Here is a 21,894-nt window from a genome sequence, read left to right on the forward strand (position 1 = left end):
CGCCCAATGAGACAAAAGCGAACGCAGATCCGCGATTACCGTGCTGAATCGGCCCTTTTTTTTCGCCGAGCATTGGTCTCATTCGCGGGCATTCTTGTGCTCGTCAGCCTACTCCTTGTCAACCTGTACAACATTCAGGTGAGTGAGTACGAAGACTACGCCACACGCTCTAACGACAACCGCATCAAATTTGTTCCTGTCGCCCCAAACCGTGGCCTGATTTACGACAGAAATGGCGTTGTACTCGCAGAGAATTTGCCCGTATTTTCTCTGGACATCACCCCCGAGCAAAGCCCCAACTTAGACGAAACTATCGCATCGTTGAGCGAGCTTATTCCCATCACCGAAGCGGAAATAACCCGCTTTGAGCGCGAGCGACGCCGCACACGACGCTTCAATGCCGTCCCGCTCAAAAACCAGCTAACAGAAGATGAAGTAGCCCTATTCTATGTAAACCAACACCGTTTTCCCGGTGTAGAAGTGCGCGCTCACCTAAAACGTCACTATCCATTTGGTGATGCATTAACCCACGCGCTGGGCTATGTTGCCCGTATTAATGATCGAGATGTTGCCCGCCTCGAACGCGAAGAGAAAATCAGCAACTACCGAGCAACACGTGATATCGGCAAACTTGGGGTTGAGCGTTACTATGAAGACCTGTTGCATGGCACTGCCGGTTATCAAGAAGTTGAAGTAAATAGCCGTGGCCGCGTCATTCGTACCTTGAAATATGTGCCGCCAATACCTGGCAAAGACATCTACCTTAACATCGATATCGACTTGCAGCTTTACGTGCAAAAGAAACTGACTCGAGAAGTCACCGACCCAGAGACTGGCGAAATACGTGAAGTGCAAAAACGTGGCGCAATCGTCATCCTAGATCCGGATGATGCTTCCGTACTCGCGATGGTGTCGAGCCCAAGTTATGACCCTAACTTGTTTGTACATGGTATTTCCGCTAAAGATTACCGTGGTCTACTGAATGACAATAGCCGCCCTCTGGTTAACCGTGTCACGCTGGGGATTTACCCTCCTGCCTCGACTATCAAACCTCATCTCGCCGTCGCCGCACTGCAAGAGGAGGTTATCGACGAAGAAACAACGCGAAATGATCATGGTTCGTGGCGTATTCCCGGCACCGATTCACGTAGCGCGCGCGCCTTCCGTGACTGGAAGCGCTGGGGGCACGGTAAGGTGAATATATTCCAAGCGATTGAAGAGTCTGTCGATACCTTCTATTACCAAATGGCCTATGATCTCGGCATTGATCGCATGTCGGTTTGGATGAATAAGTTTGGTTTTGGTGATTATACCGGCATCGATATCTTCGAAGAGAGCAGCGCCAACATGCCAACCCGTGAATGGAAGCAAGTGCGGCATAAAACACCTTGGTATAAGGGTGACACCATTCCAATCGGCATTGGACAAGGTTACTGGACAGCGACCCCAATGCAGCTCGCAAAAGCAACCAATGTGTTAGTTAACCATGGCAAAGTCGATGCGCCGCAACTTCTCATGCGTATCGGTGATGGCGACGAATCCGACATCGTGCCACGTCCATTCGAAAACATTACGCCTGTGCGCGAGCGTCACTGGGAGGTTGCGCTGGAGGGAATGCGGCTCGTCAACCATGGTAAAAAAGGCACGGCGCGAGCGAGCTTTACGCAAATGGATTATGAGACAGGCGGTAAAACCGGGACAGCGCAAGTCTTTGGCCTTGCCGAAGACCAAGAGTATGAGGCGGATGAGATTGAGGAACATCTTCGTGACCATGCCCTCTATGTCGGCTTTGCGCCATTTGATAAACCTGAGCTGGTTGTCTCCATGGTACTTGAAAATGCGGGCGGGGGTTCATCCAACGCCGCCCCACTTGCTAGACGTATTTTCGACCACATCTTAGTCACACCTGAAATAACGACCGCAGAATTAAGAAAGGTAGAAGAATGAACACCCTATCTTCAGTAACCGGCCAAAAGAAAACGATCTTTGAACGTATTCACCTCGATTTGCCGCTACTCCTTGGCTTAATTGCAGTTGTCGCCTTTGGGTTACTCGTGATGTGGAGCGCCAGTGGTCAGAGTGTCGCGATGATGGAGCGTCAGGTCATACGTATTGGTATGGCTTTTGGTGTCATGTTTGTGCTCGCCCAAATCCCCCCGCGACAATATGAAAACTGGGCCCCTTACATGTTCTTTGCTGGCGTGATTCTACTGCTCTGCGTGTTGTTTTTCGGTGTGTCATCAAAAGGGGCGCAGCGTTGGCTAGATCTTGGCTTTATCCGCTTCCAGCCGTCAGAACTGTTAAAGCTTGCTGTGCCACTCATGGTGGCACGGTTTATTGGTAATCAACCTCTGCCGCCGAGCTTCAGGAACTTAATGATTGCCTTAGTGATGATCGTTATTCCGACCATTTTAATCGCGAAACAGCCCGACCTTGGCACCTCTATTCTTATCGCTGCGTCAGGTATTTTCGTCCTGTTTCTTTCTGGAATGAGTTGGCGGCTGATATTTTCTGCTGGTGTCTTAGCGGGCGCATTCATGCCGATATTGTGGTTTTTCTTGATGCGAGACTATCAACGTGTCCGCGTTCGAACACTGTTTAACCCTGAATCAGATCCGCTTGGGGCTGGCTATCACATCATTCAGTCTAAGATTGCGATTGGCTCAGGGGGTATTACAGGCAAAGGCTGGTTACAAGGCACCCAGTCGCAACTCGAGTTTCTCCCCGAACGTCATACCGACTTCATCTTTGCGGTCATCGCCGAAGAGTGGGGGCTCGCAGGCATTGTTACCCTGCTGATCCTTTACCTCTTCATCATCGGGCGTGGTCTGCTACTTGCGAGTCGTGCGCAAACCGCGTTTGGTCGCATGATGGCAGGCAGTGTCGTTCTCAGTTTCTTTGTTTATATTTTTGTAAATATTGGCATGGTGAGTGGTATTTTGCCTGTAGTAGGCGTACCGTTGCCATTAATCAGTTATGGCGGCACATCCATGGTGACGCTTCTCGCTGGTTTTGGCATCTTAATGTCAATTCACACTCACCGAAAAATGCTGTCTAAGGCGACATAATGCGAAAAAGGATTCTATTTACCGCAGCGTTACTACTTGCAGGTTGTAACAGCACAACAACAGAGCGCTATGATTTAGCCGATGACATTGCGCCAGAGTATACGCCTGACGTGGTGCACCTTGAGAATGCTCAACCTCGTTATGAGCCTTATAGCCTTGCAGGAAACAAAGACTACACACTGCGTGGTCAGTCTTATCAAATTATTACTGACACCGAGGGCTTTACCGAGCAAGGTGATGCTTCATGGTACGGGAAAAAATTTCACGGCCACCTCACCTCCAACGGTGAAGTGTATGACATGTACTCGATGACGGCCGCACATAAGACGCTGCCTTTGCCTAGCTATGTCAAAGTGACGAATTTACAAAACGAGAAAACCGTCATCGTTCGTGTCAATGACCGAGGTCCATTCCATGAAGGGCGCATCATCGATCTCAGTTATGCAGCCGCAAAACGTATTGGCTCGCTAGAAAAAGGGACGGTCCCAGTCAACATCGAAGTCATCACAGTCCCGAAACCGGGCAAAGATGAAGTGCACACGATTAGCCCTAATCACTATTACGTGCAACTTGCCGCGGTGAGTCAGCCCGATGCCGTCATTGCTAAAGCAGCGCCACTCGCGCAATCACATAGCACCAAAGTGATCAGCGAAGAAGACCCAGATCGCGGTCTGTTCAGAGTGCGTCTCGGCCCATTTAATGACCGCCATGCCGCAACGCAAGCACAAGCGGCTGCCAAACAACACGGATTTACCCACGCTTATATCATCACGGTAAAACGTCCAACGGCAAAAGAAGATGGTGTCGTTGCAGAAGCTAGCTCAACTATCCAGTTTGGTGTTGCAACGTCTCAAAATACAATCTCGACACCTGCTGAGGTTCAAACCACACCAACAAAAAGTGCTTCCCAAGTGAGTGATAAGGCACCTTCGTCTTGAGATTGCTTCAAAGCACTCGCTGCTGTTGAAAACGGAATTTGTTAAGATAGTGGGGTTACAACACCCTAAACAATAAGATTTCTCTATGTATAAATTAGCTTTGCGTTCGTTACCTGCTCTTTGTTTCATGTCTCTTTCTGCCACTGCTGCGCCTGCAATCGTGCCTGATGCTCCAAGTATTGCAGCGAAAGGTTATGTGTTAATGGACTTTAAGTCGGGGCAAATCCTCGCCGAAAACCACCAAGACACTCGCCTCCACCCAGCCAGTTTGACAAAGCTGATGACCAGCTATGTCATCGGCCAAGAAATTAAGCAAGGTAACCTGTCACACGATGATGATGTCACTATCAGTGAAAAGGCTTGGGCGAAAAACTTTCCCGGCTCATCAAAAATGTTCATCGAAGTAGGCACAAGCGTCAAAGTCTCCGACCTCAATCGCGGTATCATCATTCAATCGGGTAATGACGCCTGTGTCGCGATGGCAGAACATATTGCTGGCTCGACGGATGCGTTTGCAGAGCTGATGAATGGCTGGGCAACCACGCTCAACATGACGCAATCCTCTTTCTCCAATCCACACGGTTTAGATGACGATAAGCTCTACACGACTCCATATGACATGGCATTGCTGACGCAAGCGATTATTCGTGATCTACCTGAAGAGTTTCCTATCTATGGTGAAAAGTCGTTCACCTACAACGGCATCACTCAGTACAACCGAAATGGTCTTTTATGGGATGAAAGCCTCAACGTAGACGGCATGAAAACCGGCCACACCAACAAAGCAGGCTACAGTTTGGTCAGCACGGCCACCCAAAACGACATGCGCCTTATTGCCGTTGTGATGGGAACAGAAAGTCCGGATGCACGGAAAGCGGAGAGCAAAAAACTGCTTAGCTACGGCTTCCGTTTCTTTGGCAACATTACCCCGAATCAAGCCGGTGACGTATTTGCTACTGAGCGCGTCTGGATGGGTGAAACAGACACCGTCAAGCTAGGGTTGCAACAAGATATTCACCTAACGTTACCTCGCAGCCAAATTCAATCGCTTGAAGCAAGTTTTACATTGAATGAAACACTTAAAGCCCCGATTAAAACGGGTGATGTACTGGGCACCATCTACTACCATGCTGATGGCGAAGATATTGCCGAATATCCGTTAGTCGCACTGGAAGATATCAAAGAAGGCAGCTGGTTTAGCCAAATGCAGGACAAGCTCTCCCTCTCTGTATCGGGCTGGTTCGGCTAATCTCAATAGGTTAGCCCAGAACGTATTTTGTTCCTATCGCGGGGCATACAGTGACTTGAGTTCTTCAACACTTGAGATTACTATTCCCCGCTTAATAATATTGCTGGAGCCTGTTATGCAACAACCACAAGCCACGTTGCGCGATCTATTGGAATTTCCTTGCTCGTTTACCTACAAAGCAGTGGGCGCAGCGAAGCCGGAGCTTCCAGATCTCGTCCTTGAAGTGATTCAACGTCACGCACCAGGTGACTATACGCCACGCGTTAAGCCGAGCGCTAAAGGGAACTTTAATTCAGTCTCAGTAACCATTACTGCAACCTCAATTGAGCAAGTGGAAACACTTTACAAAGAGCTTGCTGATATTGATATCGTTAAGATGGTGCTGTAAAACCCTGCAATTCTGGTGTGAATTGTAACTGACGGCCGCGCAACGTGGTCGTCTATCTTTCTCCGAATCCATTCTTTATAATGTCCGCCAACGGACGTGACACTCCCTGATAACAATCGTTTTACTATGGGTATTTCAGTGCTAAACCACCTTATTGTTCGCAATCTAGGCCGATGTGACTATCAAACCACTTATCAAGCCATGCATGACTTTACCGATCAACGCGGCGAAGACACCACGGATGAAGTATGGTTAGTTGAACATCACCCAGTTTTTACCCAAGGACAAGCAGGAAAGGCTGAGCACCTGATCAATCCAGGCGATATTCCGGTTGTACAGGCAGATCGAGGTGGACAGGTGACTTATCACGGGCCGGGGCAACTCGTCGCTTACGTGCTAATTGACCTGCGTCGTCGCAAGCTCGGCGTTCGCGATTTGGTGACACACATTGAAAATACCGTCATCAACACTCTCGGCTCTCTTAATATCGACGCGAAAGCTCGACCTGATGCACCTGGTGTTTATGTAAATCACCAGAAAATCTGCTCACTCGGACTTCGCATTCGAAAGGGATGCTCGTTTCATGGTCTGGCACTCAATGTTAATATGGATCTAGCACCTTTCTTGCGCATTAACCCTTGTGGTTATGCTGGAATGGAAATGACACAGGTGGCTCAGCTCAACGAGTCAAGTCAATTGTCGGACATACAGCCTATTTTAATACAACACTTCACTGCGCTTCTCGGATATGAGCAGATTGAGTGGACTACGGAAAACAAGCAATAATGAGCAAGCCTATTCAAATGGAAACTGGCGTCAAATACCGTGATGCCGACAAAATGGCGCTAATTCCGGTGAAACACGTCACCGAAGAGCCAAAGCAAGCACTGCGCAAGCCTGACTGGATGAAAATCAAGCTTCCAGCGGATAGCCAGCGTATTCAAGACATTAAAGCAGCAATGCGTAAAAACAAACTGCACTCAGTTTGTGAAGAAGCGTCTTGCCCGAACTTGGCTGAGTGTTTCAACCATGGTACGGCAACCTTTATGATCCTTGGGGCGATTTGTACACGCCGTTGTCCATTCTGTGATGTTGCCCATGGCCGCCCGTTGCCACCAAGTGCTGAAGAACCTCAAAAACTGGCACAAACCATTGCTGACATGAAGCTGCGCTATGTTGTGATCACCTCCGTTGACCGTGATGACCTTCGCGATGGCGGTGCGCAGCACTTTGCTGACTGTACCCGAGAAATTCGAGCGAAATCACCCAACATTCGCATCGAAACCCTTGTACCAGATTTTCGCGGCCGCATGGATCGAGCACTCGAGCTATTAAAAGACAATCCACCGGATGTCTTTAACCACAACCTAGAGACTGCACCACGCCTGTACCGTCGAGTTCGCCCAGGTGCAAACTACAAGTGGTCTCTCGAGCTACTGAAGAAATTCGGTGAAATGCATCCTGACGTCCCAACGAAATCAGGCTTGATGATGGGACTTGGTGAAACAAAAGAAGAGATTGTTGAAGTACTGAAAGATCTTCGTGCCCATGGCGTGACTATGCTAACGCTAGGCCAATACCTCGCACCGAGTCGTCACCACTTACCTGTCGAGCGCTATGTACCACCTTCAGAGTTTGATGAGTTAAAAGAGATTGCCCTTGAACTTGGCTTTACACATGCCGCTTGTGGTCCCTTTGTACGCTCTTCTTACCATGCAGACCTGCAAGCGAAAGGTGAAGAGGTGAAGTAACCCTTCACTACTCTCCGACACAAAAAAGCCAGCTTATCGCTGGCTTTTTTACATATGGCTTTCAAGCTTTCAAAGTACTTACTCAGCACTACGCTCAACAAATGCGGCAAAAGCCAACGCTAAGCTTTCAAGATCCTGTTCTGCAACCGGCTTGCCGTTACCATCGGTGACATTGATTGAGGTACGGTTACCCAAATCACCCAATTGCACTTTATAAGTACGACTACCTAAACGGATTGGCTTCACACCCAACTCTTGCCAGAACTCGTCGTCCGCCGGTTTGAAGCGTACATCAATCTCACCTTGCGAGCGGTTTCGCCCTTCTAACGTAAAGCCAGACTTGTTCAATAGTGACGGGATACGCTCCCAGAACACATCATACGAAGCTCGAGCGATAATCACAGGTAAACCACTGCGATCTTGTCCCATACTGATTGGAATACGCTTAATCTGCTGTTGGGCCAAACGCTGCGCTTCTTCACGCATCTCTTGGTCATAACGTGATGTGATCAAGTTGGTCATGATGGCACTGTAGCGCTGACGTGTGAGCTGATCGGCAGGAAGCGCATCAAAGCCCTCTTTCTTAAACTCAAGCGGTTTCACCATGAAGCCAAAACGACGTCCATCCATCACCATACGAATCAGATAACGAGAGCTGATCCCGGCTTCATCATCGCCTTCTTGTGTCCAACGAATCCAGTTGGTTTCAATCAACCCAGGCTCGCGACGACGCACATCAACCCCTGAACGGGTCACAGCACGTTTAAAGACATCCCAAACTTTTTCAAGATTTTCTTCAGAAACGAGCCAAACTGTCACGGTACCATCGGCATCAACTTGTGTACGCGCGCCCGGAATAAGCTCTAGCACCTGAACAGGTGAACGAATATCCACCTCAGGCCCCGTACCACCTTGGAACTGACCTTCTGGAATACGATAGTCAGAGTAAACAGGCATATTCATGCCCTCAGGCACACGCATTGCTTCTAAAGCTGGCGCATCAAGGTAGTCAAAATCTTGTTTTGCCTGACGACGCGCCTCGGGGTTACTTGAACATGCAGCTAGAAGCAAAATGACGGTACTGCTTAGCGCTAGCCTAGAGGTGAACTTCATTACTTCTCCTGAAATTACAGCAAACCAGCATCAACAAGTGCTTGGCGAACCACAGGCTCGGCCGCGTCACTCAAATCAACCAGTGGAAGGCGCAGTTGAGCATTCTCAATCAGGCCTAATTGCTTTGCCGCCCACTTCACTGGGGTCGGACTTGATTCAATAAATAAATTCTTATGCAGTGCTGACAAACGACGGTCAATCAAACGCGCTTCTTCAATCTGGCCATCCAAGGCTAGCTTAAACATTTCAGCCATATCTGCCGCGGCAATATTCGCCGTAACCGAAATCACACCGTGACCACCTAGCGCCACAAAATCGAGGCCAGTCAGATCATCACCGCTCAGTTGGATGAAGTTTTCACCACAAAGTTCCCGTGTTTTATTCACACGTGCCAAATCACCTGTTGCATCTTTAATACCGATAACATTCGGCAGCTTAGCCAAGCGTGCTACGGTTTCAGGAAGGAGGTCGACACCTGTACGAGCTGGTACATTGTAAAGAATCTGTGGGACGTCCGCAGACTCAGCAATCGCTTTGAAATGCTGGTACAAACCTTCTTGCGTTGGACGATTGTAATAAGGAGTCACAGTGAGGCATCCATCGATACCTGTGTTTGCAAAACGCTGGTTAAACTCAATCGCTTCATGAGTCGCATTTGCACCTGTACCCGCAATAATCTTTATGCGGCCTGCAGCAAATGCGATGGTCTTGAGTACGACTTCCACGTGCTCTTCAACACTGAGTGTCGCTGACTCACCTGTGGTACCCATAGAAATGATTGCTGAAGTCCCTGCATTTACATGGTACTCAACTAAATTCTGCAAACTTTTATAATCAACATTGCCAGCCTCGTCGAGAGGCGTGACCAAAGCTACCATGCTTCCTGTAAACATGTCCTTCTCCCCTTATAGATCAGTGTCTCATGGTACTTTTGCCAAACCGGAAACACAAGCCTGACGCGGTGAAATACGCGACAATTATCCAGACTCTTCGTCACACTTCCTGCTCCCTAAAAATGCCTTTGATGAAAACACTCAAAAGCGCATGATCTCATCAGGAAGTTTGCTGCATTCGTGCTCTCTCAATCCCGCGTAAATAGACAGATAGGCGAAGCCAGAAAATCATCGGTATTTCCTGTCAAAATCTGCCTAATCGCAACCTTGACGTGATGTTACTTTGCCAAGCGAACGGTTTTGCTGGTTTGATACTATTGGATATTCCCTACTCAGGTAATCGATCTCTCCGCTTATTTCCGCAATATCCATTTGTCTTACTACACTTTTTCAGTACTCTTATAGGTAGCACCCTCACGTCTGCTTAACAGACGATTGCGACTTAAACAACCATATAAAGGCGAACTATGGAACACCATATCGTGCTAACCGCAATGGGAAAGGATCGTCCCGGTATATGCGATGAAGTCATTCAACTGATCAGTGAATGCGAGTGTAACATCGTCGATAGTCGGATAGGCGGATTCGGAAGTGAGTTCACCATGATCATGCTCATCTCTGGCAGTTTACCCGCGATCACTCAAGTGGAAATGCGATTACCTCCAATGGCGCAACAGCGTGATCTTATCACCTTGATCAAACGTACAACGCCGCAGCACGTTGCTGTAGGAGAATATACCGCTGACTTCAATATTGCGCTGGGTGATGGACCTGGACTCATTGTCCGGTTCACACATTTTATGGCTGAGCGGAGTATCGATCTCACCGCGCTAAGCGCCAACACACACATGAATAAAGATGGTACTAAGCAATTAGTTATTTACATTAGCAGTCGCTTACCTGAAGGGTGCCACATTATTCAAATACAAGAAGAATTTGAAAACCTGTGCACTGAGCTCAACGCCACAGGAACCGTCACCTTCAATCAAAATAATTTATAGGAAGACATCATGGAATACCTTGCTGCAGGTAATGCTGCGCCCAACTTTTCACTGCTAAATCAAGATGGCGAAACGGTCACACTGAGCGATTTTGCGGGCAAAAAAGTCTTAGTCTATTTCTACCCAAAGGCAATGACGCCGGGTTGCACTACCCAAGCATGTGCACTCCGCGACAGCAAGGCCGAGTTTGAAGGTCACAATGTTGAGATCTTAGGGGTGAGCATTGATGCGGTAAAGCGTCTCCCTAAGTTTATCGAGCGCGATAACCTCAACTTCACGTTGCTATCAGACGAAGATCACGCAGTTGCCGACCAATTCGGCGTCTGGGGCGAGAAAAAATTCATGGGGAAAGTCTACGATGGCTTACATCGCATTAGTTTCCTGATCAACGAAGAAGGCGTGGTTGAAAAAGTATTTGATAAGTTCAAAACCAAAGATCACCACGAAGTCGTACTCCGCTATCTCAATGGCGAGTAAGCTTTGAGCACCCCCTCTCACGATCAAAAAAGGCAGCGCAAGCTGCCTTTTTAATGCCGCATTACTTAGCCGTCAGTTCAGCATCCTCATCGGGGGATGGAAAAGCGCGCCATACGGCTTTAACTAATGTCGCGAGCGGGATGGCAAAGAAGACCCCCCAAAAACCCCACAGACCACCAAAGACGAGCACCGCAATAATGATTGCCACAGGGTGCAAATTGACCGCTTCTGAAAAAAGGATAGGTACTAAGACATTGCCGTCGAGCGCTTGGATAACACCATAGGCAACCAAGACCCACCAGACTTCAGGCCCAACACCCCATTGAAAGAGTGCCACCATCACAATAGGAATCGTTACCACGGCAGCGCCAATGTAGGGAATCAATACTGAAAAACCCGCCAAGACACTTAATAGCACCGCATATTGCAGACCAAGCACCAAGAAGGTGACATAAGACACCCCACCCACAATCATGATTTCAGTAACTTTACCGCGAATGTAATTTGAGATCTGTAGGTTCATCTCGTCACCCACTTTGTTCGTCAAACGGCGATTCTTGGGCAGAATAGAGCTCAGCATAGAGAGCATTTCATCTTTGTCTTTCAGCAGGAAAAAGACTAAGAGGGGCACCAAAATCAGATAGACGGCCAAGGTTGCTATACTCACTAAAGAAGCGACAGAGCCTTTGAGTACCGTTTCGCCCACGCCAAGCATTTTAGAGCGCAGCGTATCCATCACAGTGACCACTTGCGCCTCATCAACTAGCTCAGGGTAACGCTCAGGTAAACTCAGCACGAACCCTTGGAAGCTATTAAACATGTTCGGAATATCCGCGACTAGATTGATGACCTGACGCCAAACCGTCGGAAGTAAACCAAAGAGCGCCAATAGCATCACACCCATAAACAGCACGATCACCACCACCACGGACATCGTGCGCGGTACACCCAGTTTGGTCATGCGCATCACTGGCCACTCGAGTAGATACGCCAACACAATGGCGGCGAGCACGGGTGCAATCAAATGCCCAAAGAAGTAAATGGTAAGAAAACCGACCACCAGCAATACGAGAAGTGCGGTCGCATGGGGATCAGAAAAGCGGCGTTTGTACCAACTGTTCAACATTTCAAACATGGGTTTATTCTTCTCTTATCACTCTGAGACGCATAACCGACTCAGATTCACATTCCATTGATACTGAATAGTGATGCTGGGTTAAATAACGGGTAATATCCTGAAGGCTTGCCGTGTCAGTCAAATGAATGTCGAGTCGTTGATGCACTGACAACTGACACGCCGCTCGCTTCGCGAGTAACAGTGCCATAGGGCAACGTTCATTCTTCAAATCAAGGATTTGTATTGTCATACGCTTTTATCAATCGCTATTATACTTTTGAGCCTCATCAACATAGCAGCCTAAACCGCGCTAATAACTGAACGTTCCCTGAACTCAGGACAGAAAAGCGTTGATGACATTGAAAGAGATAACACGCGCTGATAAGCCTTAGTAAACCTCTACGAGGTTTTGGTGTCTTATACAGACTTAAGAGAATAACCGAGGTCGTTTCGCCCGTCATGTTTAAATTTTCTAAATTGTCGACCTATTTTCTGATTTCCTGCCTGAGTATCACGCCTGCGGCAGCAAATATCTCCTCGCTGCCAGATATGGGCACCGCGGCAGCGTCGACATTGACTATCGATAAAGAGATCGAGTACGGCGATGCCTACATGCGCATGATGCGCGCCAGTCAGCCCATCATTGCTGACCCTTTGCTAAACGAGTATCTCACCAACTTGGGCAGTAAGCTGGTCGCAAATGCCAGCGATGTCCGTACACCGTTTAAGTTTTTTCTGATTCAGAACAGCGATATTAATGCCTTTGCTTTTTTCGGCGGACACATTGGTGTTCACTCAGGGCTCTTTCTTCATGCCAATACCGAAAGTGAACTCGCCTCTGTTCTAGCACACGAAATTGCTCACGTCACCCAACGTCACCTTGCGCGGAGTATGGAAGAGCAAGCAAAGCGATCACCCGCGACCATGGCTGCCATGATTGGCTCACTGATGTTAGCAATAGCCGCACCCGAGGCCGGAATAGCGGCATTACACGCTACCACTGCGGCCTCAATGCAAGGCCAAATCAACTATACCCGCAGTAATGAGCGCGAGGCAGATCGCATCGGCATGTCGACATTAGCGAAATCCGGCTTTGACCCACAAGCCATGCCACGCTTCTTTGGTCGTATGGCCGAGCAGTACCGCTATGCCAGTAAGCCTCCCGCGATGTTACTGACCCACCCATTACCAGAAGAGCGCTTAACTGAAAGTCGCGAGCGCGCTGCGCAATTCGGCCGTGTGAATGACCCAGACGGCACACGCTATTATCATGCACGTTCACGTATCGTCGCACGTCATGCAGGCATTGAGGGCGACGCCGCACTGGATTGGTTTGAGCGACAGCTACGACGCAACAAGGCTGAACGTAAAAACGCACTACACTACGGCCAAGCCTTGGTCCATATCGACAACAACCGCTATGACAAAGCCAAGTCGTTACTCGATCCGCTACTCAAAGCAGAGCCCTACAACCGGTACTACATTGATGCGGCGACCGATTTAGATGTCAAACAGCAGCATTACGACGAGGCGTTGGCAAGATTAGAGACCGCCCTTACTCGATCTCCGGGGAATGCGGTACTGCGTATCAACCAAGTCTATGTCTTGCACGAAGCGGGAAGGTACGAAGAGTCCGTCCCACTACTTAGTCGCTATACCTTTGACTATCCAACCGATCTTAACGGCTGGGCCATGCTCAATGAAGCCTATGCGAAAACAGGGGATCGTGCTGGTGAACTGGCAACGCGTGCAGAGCAATTTGCGCTAAGAGGTCGTTGGGATCAGGCAATATCCGACTATATTCAGGCCAGCCGCATCGTTGAAACAGGCTCGATGCAGCAGTCAATTTATGATGCGCGCATTGATCAACTCCGTATCGCGAGACAACGATTCGAAGCCTTGTAATACCCAAACCTATACCGCGCTAACAACATGATAGAGGACAGATTTTCTGTCCTCTTTTTTGTTTCCTCTTCTGAAAACACATACAATCACAACATATTTCTAACAACACCGGAAAGCACTATGTCAATTACCATTTATCACAATCCACGCTGCTCGAAGAGCCGCGAAACCTTGGCTTTATTAACAGAAAAAGGCATTGAGCCAACCGTGGTGAAATACTTAGATGACACACCTAATGCCGCGCAAATTGTCACCTTGCTCAAGCAACTTAACTTTGATCATCCGCGTCAGTTAATGCGTACCAAAGAAGCCCTCTATAAAGAGTTAAACCTAGGAGACGCCAGTGTGAGTGAAGAAACGCTCATCCAAGCCATGGTTGATAATCCAAAGCTAATCGAGCGACCTATTGTCGTCAACGGCGATAAGGCCGCATTGGGTCGTCCACCCGAGCAGGTGTTGGATATCCTCTAATGGCAACTCTTTTGGTGCTCTATTACAGCCGACACGGGTCTACTCGCGCTCTGGCTAGGCAGATCGCGCGAGGCATTGAAAAAGTCCCCGGCTGTGAAGCAAAACTACGTACTGTTGCTGAGATTACCTCAGAGGAAACGCGTATAAGCAGTCAAGACCCGTTGGTAAGCGAAGCTGACCTACAACAATGTGCTGGACTCGCCATGGGTAGTCCTGTGCGTTTTGGCAACATGGCTGCTCCACTCAAGCATTTCATCGATAGCACCAGTAAAATGTGGTTGTCCGGCAGCTTAGAGGGAAAGCCCGCGTGCGTTTTCACCAGCTCTACCTCGCTACACGGTGGCCAAGAGACGACATTACAATCCATGATGTTGCCACTCCTTCACCACGGCATGATGGTATTAGGGCTGCCATATTCTGAGCCAACGTTGCACGAAACACGTTCAGGGGGCACACCTTATGGCCCAAGTCATGTGGTTCACCTCAGTCATGGGTTGACGAAGGAAGAGATCCAACTGGCTCAATGTATGGGGAAAAGGTTGGCGCAAACCGCGGTAAAACTGTTATGAAATTTGTCTCTACAACATGGCGAAAGCTCGCCCTCGTTAGCTATCTCAGCTTATTCGCTTGGGTCATTTCATGGCATGGATGGCTATCACCTCACGAGCAACTATCACGATACTTTTTGCTCGCGCTTTGGGTACCGCCACTCCTCTTTCCCTTGAAAGGTATCTTGCAAGGTAAGCCCTATACGCATGCTTGGGCTAACTTTGTGTTGATGCTCTATTTTATGCATGCCTTTACGATTCTTTGGATTGATGAAGGGGAGAGATGGCTTGCTGTCATTGAACTCATTTTAGTCAGCAGCAGTTTTGTCTCTAACACCTATTTCGCTAGAGCTAAAGGCAAAGAGCTCGGCAGCAGGCTGCCTAAACTCTCTGAAGTAGAGAAAGCAGAAAAAGCCCGTTTTCAGCACGAATCAAAATAAGCGTTCAGATGTAACAAAACCGCTGTAAACAGCGGTTTTAATCTCTTTAAGGCTTTCCATCAATCCAGTCTTACTGCCATGCATAAACGGGACGAAGAGGGGTTGGTTGGGTTGTTTCAGCCCCACTGACATCAATGACCGGTGGCGCGGGTGTAAAGGCCTTCTCAACCTGACTATGCCCTACCCACTCACGTTCAAATGTCGCCTCATCACCCAATAAGTTGATCGCAAAGTTAGCTTGATTCCCAGTAAACTGCACCATGCTTGCTGATGCCACGCTCGGCAATGCAGTTAACGCACGTTCGATGGCGACCAACTCTTCAAAGCGATCAATATTGGTGACCGTGATTTGCAGACCTTCTTCGCCTTTCACACCCAAAGGTACCGCATAACGGTTAGCATAAAAGGCAGCAATATCCGCCATCATCCGATCATAGGCATCATCACCAAATGCTTGTCCACGTACCACTTCTGGTCTTGGGCCTTGCATCACTTTCGCATTGACAGGATACAGGCTCCATTCCAACGCTTTCTCACCCGTGCGTGTTCGGCTTTTCACCATAAGCACAGATTCTGCTGCATAGCGTTCAGAAGCCACACCAACAGGTTGCGCGAAGCCGCCCCAAATATCGGGCACAGTCACGGCAGTTTGGTCATCAAAGTCACCCACAGGCATCAACATAGGAACACCGCGACTATCTGCAGCGCGCTTAATTTTTCCTATGGCTGGATTTGTTGATTGATCCCAAACAACTTGGCGACGACCATTGTCTTCTTCCACCATCCAGACCAGCATCAATGGACGCTCCTGAGGCCAGAATGAGGCTTGCGCTTGAGTCAATAACGCTTGCATTTGCGCGGGTTCAAACACCACATTCAAGCTTCTCGCCCCATCCAGTTGGCCATAGCTAAGCTGCCGGACATATTGGCTTGAACTTGACTGGGCTTTTTTCAACGCTTCATTATCCAGAATGGCTTCATCGCCGGTCAGCTTAATCAACACTTGTTCGAAGGCGGCTTCCCTAGCTGCTTGCTCGCTGCCACGATCACTGTCGGCCAGCGGTACCTGCACATGATACAGGTTGGCCACCGTTGCTGCGTTTACGCTACAAGCTGCGAAAAACAAGCCGAGGGCCATTGAAATCACTCTAAACATACTTCACTCGTTAAACTATCACTCTATGATGATCTTACTGTCCACCCTTTAGGGCAGCAATGTTTTAAGACAAAAAAGATTCACAAATCACTAAATTACTGCTTTTCTGTTTGGCAAAACCGACAGCCTTGCCCTAATACCGTTTCAGCACTGATAAATTGCATTATGCATCAAGGTGTCACTCTACCTGCCTTATGTCAGGTCAATTTCAAGCATACTGATAACGCTTTTCTAGATTATCACTAATGGCTCATTTAATTGACCAAATTAATAATACCCTAACCCAACACAAATTGTTGATTCGAAATCGATATCTGGACAACTAGACAGTGAAGGCAACCTTAACTGCCGTCGTAGTCTGGTAAGGCATTTTTTTCTGTCCTTTCGGTTAGAACACACCAAAGGACTAAAGTGCCATTTTCCGCACATTTTGCACCGAAAATCGTGTGAAAATAACAGGATTTATAACTGACAAATATAACAGTGGTAGGCAGTAAGCAGGGCAAGTGATAAGATCTGCCGATTTTGTTTTTTTGCGAGGCTAATTATGTTGCATATACTCCAAGGAGCGCAAATGCTATTTGTTGCATTTGGTGCTCTGGTCTTAGTGCCGTTGCTGACCGGCCTAGACCCCAATGTTGCTCTTTTCGGCGCAGGTGCCGGTACCCTTCTCTTCCAACTCATTACCAAACGCCAAGTCCCCATCTTTCTCGCTTCTTCTTTTGCCTTTATCGCCCCTATCATTGTTGGTGTTCAAAACTGGGGGATCCCTGCCACCATGGGCGGACTGATGGCTGCAGGCTTGGTTTATATCTGCCTCGGCGGTCTCATCAAAGTACGCGGTGTTGCCATCATTCATCGATTACTTCCCCCTGTTGTGGTTGGCCCAGTGATCATGGTGATCGGTTTAGGGCTAGCCCCTGTCGCCGTCAACATGGCCCTTGGCAAGACCGGAGATGGTGCGGTGCAACTTATTGATGGCAGTATCGCGATGTTCATTGCTGCCGCTTCATTGCTGACCACAATTGCCGTCAGCGTCTTTGCAAAAGGGTTCTTTAAACTGATCCCTATCATGGCCGGCATCATTGTTGGCTACAGCATGAGTCTGTTTTTTGGTGTGGTTGATTTCACGCCCGTGCAGCAAGCCGCTTGGCTAGCCATGCCAGCCTTTACCTTGCCTGAGTTCAATCTCAGCGCTGTGCTATTTATGATCCCGGTAGCAATTGCACCTGCCGTCGAACACGTCGGCGATATGCTCGCGATATCGAATGTGACCGGAAAGGACTATATCAAGAAGCCTGGCCTGCATCGCACCATCGCAGGTGATGGCGTAGCAACCATTGCTGCCTCTATGGTTGGTGCTCCACCAAACACCACTTACAGTGAAGTCACAGGCGCTGTCATGCTGACCAAAGCATTTAACCCGGTGATCATGACCTACACTGCCATTACTGCCATTACACTCGCATTTGTCGGTAAGCTTGGTGCGCTATTGCAAACAATTCCAGTCCCTGTGATGGGCGGCATCATGATTTTGCTGTTCGGATCCATTGCCACGGTGGGTTTGAATACACTGATCAAAAACCAAGTAGATTTGAACGCACCTCGAAACCTTGTCATCGTCGCGATTACACTTGTTTTTGGTATTGGTGGCATGGCATTAGGCATTGGTGAGCATAGCCTAGAAGGCGTTAGCCTTTGTGGTATTGTCGCTATCCTTCTAAACCTCGTGCTCCCAAAAGACTTGGGTGACACATCCAAACATAGCTAACAGAGTCATCGCACATCGGTTAAACAACAAAAAAGGGCGTAACCCAGCGGTTACGCCCTTTTCTCGAAGATGACTCAGTGCTTACTTAGTACCAAAGATCTTATCGCCAGCGTCACCTAAGCCCGGCACGATATAACCTTTGTCGTTCAACTTCTCATCGATAGCGGCAGTATATAGCTCAACATCTGGGTGCGCTTTTTCCAACGCATCGATGCCTTCAGGTGCCGCGACAAGCACCAGCACTTTAATCGCTTTACAGCCTTTCTCTTTCAGCAAGTCAATCGTGGCAATCATTGAACCACCCGTTGCTAACATCGGATCGACAACCAATGCCATTCGCTCATCAATGTTAGAAGCCAGCTTGTTGAAGTAAGGCACCGGCTCAAGGGTTTCTTCATCACGATAGATACCAACCACGCTGATTCGCGCGCTAGGAATATGCTCCAGTACGCCGTCCATCATACCAAGACCAGCACGTAAGATAGGCACAACGGTGACCTTCTTGCCTTTGATTTGATCGATCTCAACGGGGCCATTCCACCCTTCAATGGTCACTTTCTCAGTCTCAAAGTCCGCCGTTGCTTCATAGGTCAATAGGCTACCCACTTCGGTTGCCAACTCACGGAAACGCTTGGTGCTGATATCACCTTCACGCATCAATCCAATTTTATGCTTAACCAGCGGGTGCTTGACCTCAACGATTTTCATAGAATGCTGTCCTAATTAGTTATTCTTCGAACTGATAAATATGGGGAAATTATACCTCAGACCCACGAATATGGCAGCTATCCGCACCCACTAACTGCCTATTTTCGTATAGTTAATCACACCATTTTCATGCACTTCATCATTATCTTCTGTTGCAGCACGTACTCATCACATCTCAGCACGCCAATTTAGCGTGACAATAACTAGAAAAAATATTTTTACGCAAACGTTTTCCTTTAGGTGACGTCTGCTGTTAGAATAGCCCCGCTTTTTTATCTTCAATGCGGTGAGGGTCCCCTTGTGAGCAGCAATAATTCTTCTCTTAGTTACAAAGATGCGGGTGTTGATATCGATGCTGGTAATGCTTTGGTTGATCGTATCAAAGGGGTGGTAAAGCGCACCCATCGTCCTGAAGTGATGGGCGGTATCGGTGGCTTTGGTGCTTTGTGCCAGCTACCAACAAAATACAAAGAGCCTGTACTGGTTTCAGGTACGGACGGCGTAGGTACAAAGCTACGCTTGGCAATGGATTTGAAAAAGCATGACACAATCGGTATCGACCTTGTGGCCATGTGTGTAAACGATTTGATTGTTCAAGGGGCAGAGCCTCTGTTCTTCTTGGACTACTACGCGACAGGTAAGCTAGACGTTGATACGGCAGCGGCTGTTGTTGCGGGTATTGGTGAAGGTTGTCTGCAGTCAGGTTGTGCACTGATCGGTGGTGAAACGGCTGAAATGCCTGGCATGTACCATGGCGAAGACTATGATGTCGCCGGTTTCTGTGTCGGTGTTGCTGAGAAATCAGAAGTGATCGACGGTACCAAAGTGAAAGCGGGCGATGCACTGATTGCACTGGGTTCAAGTGGTCCTCACTCGAATGGCTACTCGCTTGTGCGTAAAATCATCGAAGTGTCTCAAGCTGATCTTTCTGAAGAGCTTGAAGGTAAAGCACTTTCTGAGCACCTGCTTGAGCCGACCAAGATTTATGTGAAGTCAGTACTTAAGCTGCTAGAAAGCACCGATGTACATGCTATCTCTCACATCACAGGTGGTGGTTTCTGGGAAAACATCCCACGCGTTCTACCTGAAGGTGCCAAAGCCGTTGTTGATGGCAACAGCTGGGAATGGCCAGCAATCTTCAACTGGCTACAAGAGCAAGGCAACGTTGAGCGTTACGAAATGTTCCGTACTTTCAACTGTGGTGTTGGTCTTGTTATCGCTCTACCTCAAGAGCAAGCTGAACAAGCGATTGAGATCTTGAAAGCAGAAGGTGAAAACGCTTGGCTACTCGGCAAGATCGCCGATGCAGCCGAAGGCGAAGAGCAAGTAGAGATTATCTAAGCCATGAAAAAGATCGTTGTGCTGATTTCCGGCAGTGGCTCGAATTTACAAGCCATTCTGGATGCCTGTGAACAAGGTAAGATTGCAGACAGCCAAGTTGTAGCCGTATTCTCCAATAAAGAGAGTGCCTATGGCTTAGAGCGCGCACGACAAGCCGGTGTGGATGCGATTAGCTTAGATGCGAAAGCCTTCGACAGCCGCGATAGCTTTGATGATGCGCTTGCCAATAAAATTGATGCTTACACGCCAGACTTAGTGATTCTGGCGGGGTATATGCGCATCTTATCTGGTGAGTTTGTTCGTCGCTATCTCGGCAAGATGATTAACATCCACCCTTCGTTACTGCCAAAATATCCGGGCCTACATACCCATCAGCGTGCGATTGATGCCGGCGACAAAGAGCATGGCACAAGTGTGCACTTTGTCACTGAAGAGCTTGATGGCGGTCCAGTCATTTTGCAAGCGAAGGTGCCATTGTTTCCGGAAGACACAGCCGATGACGTACAAGCGCGTGTTCAACAACAAGAACATCGCATCTATCCGCTTGTTGCTGATTGGTTTGTCTCTGGGCGTTTAGTCATGAACAATGAGCAAGCGATCTTAGATGGGCAAGTGCTGCCCTCACAAGGCTATGCGAGCGACGAGTAATCGTTTGTTAAGCAACAAAAAACGCGACTTCAATGAGTCGCGTTTTTTTATGCCGTGTTTCCAGCCACTTCGCTACTGCGAAGATGTTGCCTCATTGCCCTGCTGAGGCTCTGGATGAGGCGTGCCTTCACGATGATAAATCACTTCACCCTTCTTAAACACACACATTTCCCCCACCAGCATACGATGCCACTGTTCGTTGTTTGTCAATGGCTGTGTGGCAATGACGGAGACCACATCGTTTGGGGTGGTCTCTTTCTGAAAGTCGATGGTGACATCTTCATCGATCAAGGACGCCTCACCAAAGGGTGCACGGCGCGTGATCCAATGTAGGTTATTGGTACAGTAATTAGCCACGACATCGCCATCAGAAAGCAGCATGTTGTAAACACCCAACTCACGTAACTGATCGCAACATTCCGCCATGAAGCTAAACAAGAGTGCGTCGTCATCAGGGCGGGTCGCAAAACGTTGCTCCAATTGGTTGAGTAACCAACAAAAGGCAATCTCGCTGTCCGTATCGCCAACCGGCACAAAACGTCCCGTCTCCAATCCCTGATAATTACTCAACTGACCATTGTGTGCAAAGGTCCAGTAGTGCCCCCAAAGCTCACGAGTAAAGGGATGCGTATTGACTAAACTCACCGAGCCACGGTTTGCTTGGCGAATATGGCTGATCACGGCACAACTTTTAATGGGGTACTGTTGCACTAACTGCGCAATACGCGACTCACAACTTGGATTAGGATCTTTAAAGTTCTGATACCCTTTACCATCATAAAACGTGATGCCCCAACCATCGCAATGAGGGCCGGTCTTTCCGCCTCGTTGCATCAGACCGGTAAAACTAAAACAGATATCAGTCGGCACATTGGCACTCATGCCAAGTAGTTCACACATATTCCTTGTGA

At 48.4% G+C, this 21,894-nt stretch carries 22 protein-coding genes and 1 pseudogene; 16 read left to right on the forward strand and 7 right to left on the reverse strand.

The genetic code is table 11. From position 1 onward, the window contains the following. The first annotated feature begins 6 nt into the window (after positions 1-6). The 7 genes and pseudogenes from mrdA (at position 7) to lipA (ending at position 7,394) form a co-directional block, all read left to right on the forward strand. Positions 7-1,947, forward strand: a complete 1,941-nt coding sequence (gene mrdA, locus TSUB_RS12495) for a penicillin-binding protein 2 (RefSeq protein ID WP_087019404.1) — start codon at positions 7-9, stop codon at positions 1,945-1,947. Beyond that, positions 1,944-3,068 carry a peptidoglycan glycosyltransferase MrdB gene (gene mrdB / locus TSUB_RS12500; RefSeq protein ID WP_087019407.1) on the forward strand — a complete coding sequence of 375 codons (1,125 nt, stop codon included), beginning with the start codon at positions 1,944-1,946 and terminating at the stop codon, positions 3,066-3,068. The genes mrdA and mrdB overlap by 4 nt, the downstream gene beginning before the upstream one ends. Beyond that, positions 3,068-3,838: pseudogene (locus TSUB_RS12505) on the forward strand (septal ring lytic transglycosylase RlpA family protein); the annotation flags it as partial. The gene mrdB and the pseudogene TSUB_RS12505, both read left to right, overlap by 1 nt. Positions 3,839-4,091: 253 nt before the next feature. Further along, a complete protein-coding gene (locus TSUB_RS12510) occupies positions 4,092-5,255 on the forward strand; it encodes a serine hydrolase (protein WP_087019413.1) in 1,164 nt (387 codons plus the stop codon). A 115-nt stretch (positions 5,256-5,370) separates the two neighbouring features. Next, on the forward strand, positions 5,371-5,643 hold the full coding sequence (ybeD, locus tag TSUB_RS12515) for a DUF493 family protein YbeD (RefSeq protein WP_087019416.1): 273 nt from the start codon (positions 5,371-5,373) through the stop codon (positions 5,641-5,643). A 138-nt stretch (positions 5,644-5,781) separates the two neighbouring features. Then, positions 5,782-6,429 carry a lipoyl(octanoyl) transferase LipB gene (gene lipB / locus TSUB_RS12520; protein ID WP_087019509.1) on the forward strand — a complete coding sequence of 216 codons (648 nt, stop codon included), beginning with the start codon at positions 5,782-5,784 and terminating at the stop codon, positions 6,427-6,429. Beyond that, positions 6,429-7,394, forward strand: a complete 966-nt coding sequence (gene lipA / locus TSUB_RS12525; RefSeq protein WP_087019417.1) for a lipoyl synthase — start codon at positions 6,429-6,431, stop codon at positions 7,392-7,394. Before lipB ends, lipA begins: the two co-directional genes overlap by 1 nt. A 78-nt stretch (positions 7,395-7,472) precedes the next feature. Here lipA and bamC read toward each other — a convergent pair whose 3' ends face one another. After that, on the reverse strand, positions 7,473-8,507 hold the full coding sequence (bamC, locus tag TSUB_RS12530; protein ID WP_087019420.1) for an outer membrane protein assembly factor BamC: 1,035 nt from the start codon (positions 8,505-8,507) through the stop codon (positions 7,473-7,475). Positions 8,508-8,521: 14 nt separating this feature from the next. Further along, complete coding sequence (gene dapA, locus TSUB_RS12535; RefSeq protein ID WP_087019423.1) at positions 8,522-9,400, reverse strand: 4-hydroxy-tetrahydrodipicolinate synthase; 879 nt, start codon at positions 9,398-9,400, stop codon at positions 8,522-8,524. A 467-nt stretch (positions 9,401-9,867) separates the two neighbouring features. Here dapA and TSUB_RS12540 point away from each other — a divergent pair, with 467 nt between their 5' ends. Both TSUB_RS12540 and bcp read left to right on the forward strand, forming a co-directional pair. Next, on the forward strand, positions 9,868-10,401 hold the full coding sequence (locus TSUB_RS12540; RefSeq protein WP_087019426.1) for a glycine cleavage system transcriptional repressor: 534 nt from the start codon (positions 9,868-9,870) through the stop codon (positions 10,399-10,401). A 9-nt stretch (positions 10,402-10,410) separates the two neighbouring features. After that, on the forward strand, positions 10,411-10,878 hold the full coding sequence (bcp, locus tag TSUB_RS12545) for a thioredoxin-dependent thiol peroxidase (protein WP_087019429.1): 468 nt from the start codon (positions 10,411-10,413) through the stop codon (positions 10,876-10,878). A 61-nt stretch (positions 10,879-10,939) separates the two neighbouring features. Here the strand turns inward: bcp and TSUB_RS12550 are convergent, their stop codons facing one another. Both TSUB_RS12550 and TSUB_RS12555 read right to left on the reverse strand, forming a co-directional pair. Continuing rightward, complete coding sequence (locus tag TSUB_RS12550; protein ID WP_087019432.1) at positions 10,940-12,013, reverse strand: AI-2E family transporter; 1,074 nt, start codon at positions 12,011-12,013, stop codon at positions 10,940-10,942. 4 nt (positions 12,014-12,017) lie between these two features. Further along, positions 12,018-12,245: a sulfurtransferase TusA family protein gene (locus TSUB_RS12555; RefSeq protein WP_087019435.1), complete on the reverse strand. Its 228-nt coding sequence runs from the start codon at positions 12,243-12,245 to the stop codon at positions 12,018-12,020. 209 nt (positions 12,246-12,454) lie between these two features. Here TSUB_RS12555 and bepA point away from each other — a divergent pair, with 209 nt between their 5' ends. From bepA to TSUB_RS12575, 4 genes are all read left to right on the forward strand, one after another. Then, positions 12,455-13,900, forward strand: a complete 1,446-nt coding sequence (bepA, locus tag TSUB_RS12560; RefSeq protein ID WP_087019438.1) for a beta-barrel assembly-enhancing protease — start codon at positions 12,455-12,457, stop codon at positions 13,898-13,900. Positions 13,901-14,020: 120 nt separating this feature from the next. Next, positions 14,021-14,371: an arsenate reductase (glutaredoxin) gene (gene arsC / locus TSUB_RS12565; protein WP_087019441.1), complete on the forward strand. Its 351-nt coding sequence runs from the start codon at positions 14,021-14,023 to the stop codon at positions 14,369-14,371. Continuing rightward, positions 14,371-14,940 (forward strand): NAD(P)H:quinone oxidoreductase, encoded by a 570-nt coding sequence (gene wrbA, locus TSUB_RS12570; RefSeq protein WP_087019444.1) that lies wholly within the window; start codon positions 14,371-14,373, stop codon positions 14,938-14,940. The genes arsC and wrbA overlap by 1 nt, the downstream gene beginning before the upstream one ends. After that, positions 14,937-15,359 carry a DUF2069 domain-containing protein gene (locus tag TSUB_RS12575; RefSeq protein WP_087019447.1) on the forward strand — a complete coding sequence of 141 codons (423 nt, stop codon included), beginning with the start codon at positions 14,937-14,939 and terminating at the stop codon, positions 15,357-15,359. Before wrbA ends, TSUB_RS12575 begins: the two co-directional genes overlap by 4 nt. 70 nt (positions 15,360-15,429) lie before the next feature. Here TSUB_RS12575 and TSUB_RS12580 read toward each other — a convergent pair whose 3' ends face one another. After that, positions 15,430-16,515 (reverse strand): DUF2066 domain-containing protein, encoded by a 1,086-nt coding sequence (locus TSUB_RS12580; protein ID WP_087019451.1) that lies wholly within the window; start codon positions 16,513-16,515, stop codon positions 15,430-15,432. Between the two features lie 547 nt (positions 16,516-17,062). On the opposite strand from TSUB_RS12580, the gene TSUB_RS12585 reads away from it, so the two are divergent. Beyond that, complete coding sequence (locus tag TSUB_RS12585; protein ID WP_087019454.1) at positions 17,063-18,286, forward strand: uracil-xanthine permease family protein; 1,224 nt, start codon at positions 17,063-17,065, stop codon at positions 18,284-18,286. A gap of 81 nt (positions 18,287-18,367) precedes the next feature. On the opposite strand, the gene upp is transcribed toward TSUB_RS12585, so the two are convergent. Continuing rightward, entirely contained in the window at positions 18,368-18,994 is a 627-nt protein-coding gene (upp, locus tag TSUB_RS12590) for a uracil phosphoribosyltransferase (RefSeq protein WP_087019457.1), read from the reverse strand. Positions 18,995-19,294: 300 nt separating this feature from the next. Here upp and purM point away from each other — a divergent pair, with 300 nt between their 5' ends. Together purM and purN are read left to right on the forward strand one after the other, a co-directional pair. Continuing rightward, the gene (gene purM / locus TSUB_RS12595; protein WP_087019460.1) at positions 19,295-20,335 is read left to right on the forward strand and encodes a phosphoribosylformylglycinamidine cyclo-ligase; all 1,041 of its coding nucleotides are present in this window, start codon (positions 19,295-19,297) and stop codon (positions 20,333-20,335) included. A 3-nt stretch (positions 20,336-20,338) separates the two neighbouring features. After that, positions 20,339-20,983, forward strand: coding sequence for a phosphoribosylglycinamide formyltransferase (purN, locus tag TSUB_RS12600; RefSeq protein WP_087019463.1), 645 nt, complete (start codon positions 20,339-20,341; stop codon positions 20,981-20,983). A gap of 72 nt (positions 20,984-21,055) precedes the next feature. On the opposite strand, the gene TSUB_RS12605 is transcribed toward purN, so the two are convergent. Continuing rightward, the gene (locus TSUB_RS12605) at positions 21,056-21,883 is read right to left on the reverse strand and encodes a class II glutamine amidotransferase (protein ID WP_087019466.1); all 828 of its coding nucleotides are present in this window, start codon (positions 21,881-21,883) and stop codon (positions 21,056-21,058) included. Positions 21,884-21,894: the final 11 nt, after the last annotated feature.

This window comes from Thaumasiovibrio subtropicus, assembly GCF_019703835.1.
In the GTDB taxonomy this organism is placed as follows: domain Bacteria; phylum Pseudomonadota; class Gammaproteobacteria; order Enterobacterales; family Vibrionaceae; genus Thaumasiovibrio; species Thaumasiovibrio subtropicus.

What these genes read in the sequence shown, in the direction of transcription:
- mrdA (WP_087019404.1), top strand. Translation starts at nt 7, where the DNA reads ATGAGACAAAAGCGAACGCAGATCCGCGATTACCGTGCTGAATCGGCC.
- mrdB (WP_087019407.1), top strand. Translation starts at nt 1,944, where the DNA reads ATGAACACCCTATCTTCAGTAACCGGCCAAAAGAAAACGATCTTTGAA.
- TSUB_RS12510 (WP_087019413.1), top strand. Translation starts at nt 4,092, where the DNA reads ATGTATAAATTAGCTTTGCGTTCGTTACCTGCTCTTTGTTTCATGTCT.
- ybeD (WP_087019416.1), top strand. Translation starts at nt 5,371, where the DNA reads ATGCAACAACCACAAGCCACGTTGCGCGATCTATTGGAATTTCCTTGC.
- lipA (WP_087019417.1), top strand. Translation starts at nt 6,429, where the DNA reads ATGAGCAAGCCTATTCAAATGGAAACTGGCGTCAAATACCGTGATGCC.
- bamC (WP_087019420.1), bottom strand. Translation starts at nt 8,507, where the DNA reads ATGAAGTTCACCTCTAGGCTAGCGCTAAGCAGTACCGTCATTTTGCTT.
- dapA (WP_087019423.1), bottom strand. Translation starts at nt 9,400, where the DNA reads ATGTTTACAGGAAGCATGGTAGCTTTGGTCACGCCTCTCGACGAGGCT.
- TSUB_RS12540 (WP_087019426.1), top strand. Translation starts at nt 9,868, where the DNA reads ATGGAACACCATATCGTGCTAACCGCAATGGGAAAGGATCGTCCCGGT.
- bcp (WP_087019429.1), top strand. Translation starts at nt 10,411, where the DNA reads ATGGAATACCTTGCTGCAGGTAATGCTGCGCCCAACTTTTCACTGCTA.
- TSUB_RS12550 (WP_087019432.1), bottom strand. Translation starts at nt 12,013, where the DNA reads ATGTTTGAAATGTTGAACAGTTGGTACAAACGCCGCTTTTCTGATCCC.
- TSUB_RS12555 (WP_087019435.1), bottom strand. Translation starts at nt 12,245, where the DNA reads ATGACAATACAAATCCTTGATTTGAAGAATGAACGTTGCCCTATGGCA.
- bepA (WP_087019438.1), top strand. Translation starts at nt 12,455, where the DNA reads ATGTTTAAATTTTCTAAATTGTCGACCTATTTTCTGATTTCCTGCCTG.
- arsC (WP_087019441.1), top strand. Translation starts at nt 14,021, where the DNA reads ATGTCAATTACCATTTATCACAATCCACGCTGCTCGAAGAGCCGCGAA.
- wrbA (WP_087019444.1), top strand. Translation starts at nt 14,371, where the DNA reads ATGGCAACTCTTTTGGTGCTCTATTACAGCCGACACGGGTCTACTCGC.
- TSUB_RS12575 (WP_087019447.1), top strand. Translation starts at nt 14,937, where the DNA reads ATGAAATTTGTCTCTACAACATGGCGAAAGCTCGCCCTCGTTAGCTAT.
- TSUB_RS12580 (WP_087019451.1), bottom strand. Translation starts at nt 16,515, where the DNA reads ATGTTTAGAGTGATTTCAATGGCCCTCGGCTTGTTTTTCGCAGCTTGT.
- TSUB_RS12585 (WP_087019454.1), top strand. Translation starts at nt 17,063, where the DNA reads ATGTTGCATATACTCCAAGGAGCGCAAATGCTATTTGTTGCATTTGGT.
- upp (WP_087019457.1), bottom strand. Translation starts at nt 18,994, where the DNA reads ATGAAAATCGTTGAGGTCAAGCACCCGCTGGTTAAGCATAAAATTGGA.
- purN (WP_087019463.1), top strand. Translation starts at nt 20,339, where the DNA reads ATGAAAAAGATCGTTGTGCTGATTTCCGGCAGTGGCTCGAATTTACAA.
- TSUB_RS12605 (WP_087019466.1), bottom strand. Translation starts at nt 21,883, where the DNA reads ATGTGTGAACTACTTGGCATGAGTGCCAATGTGCCGACTGATATCTGT.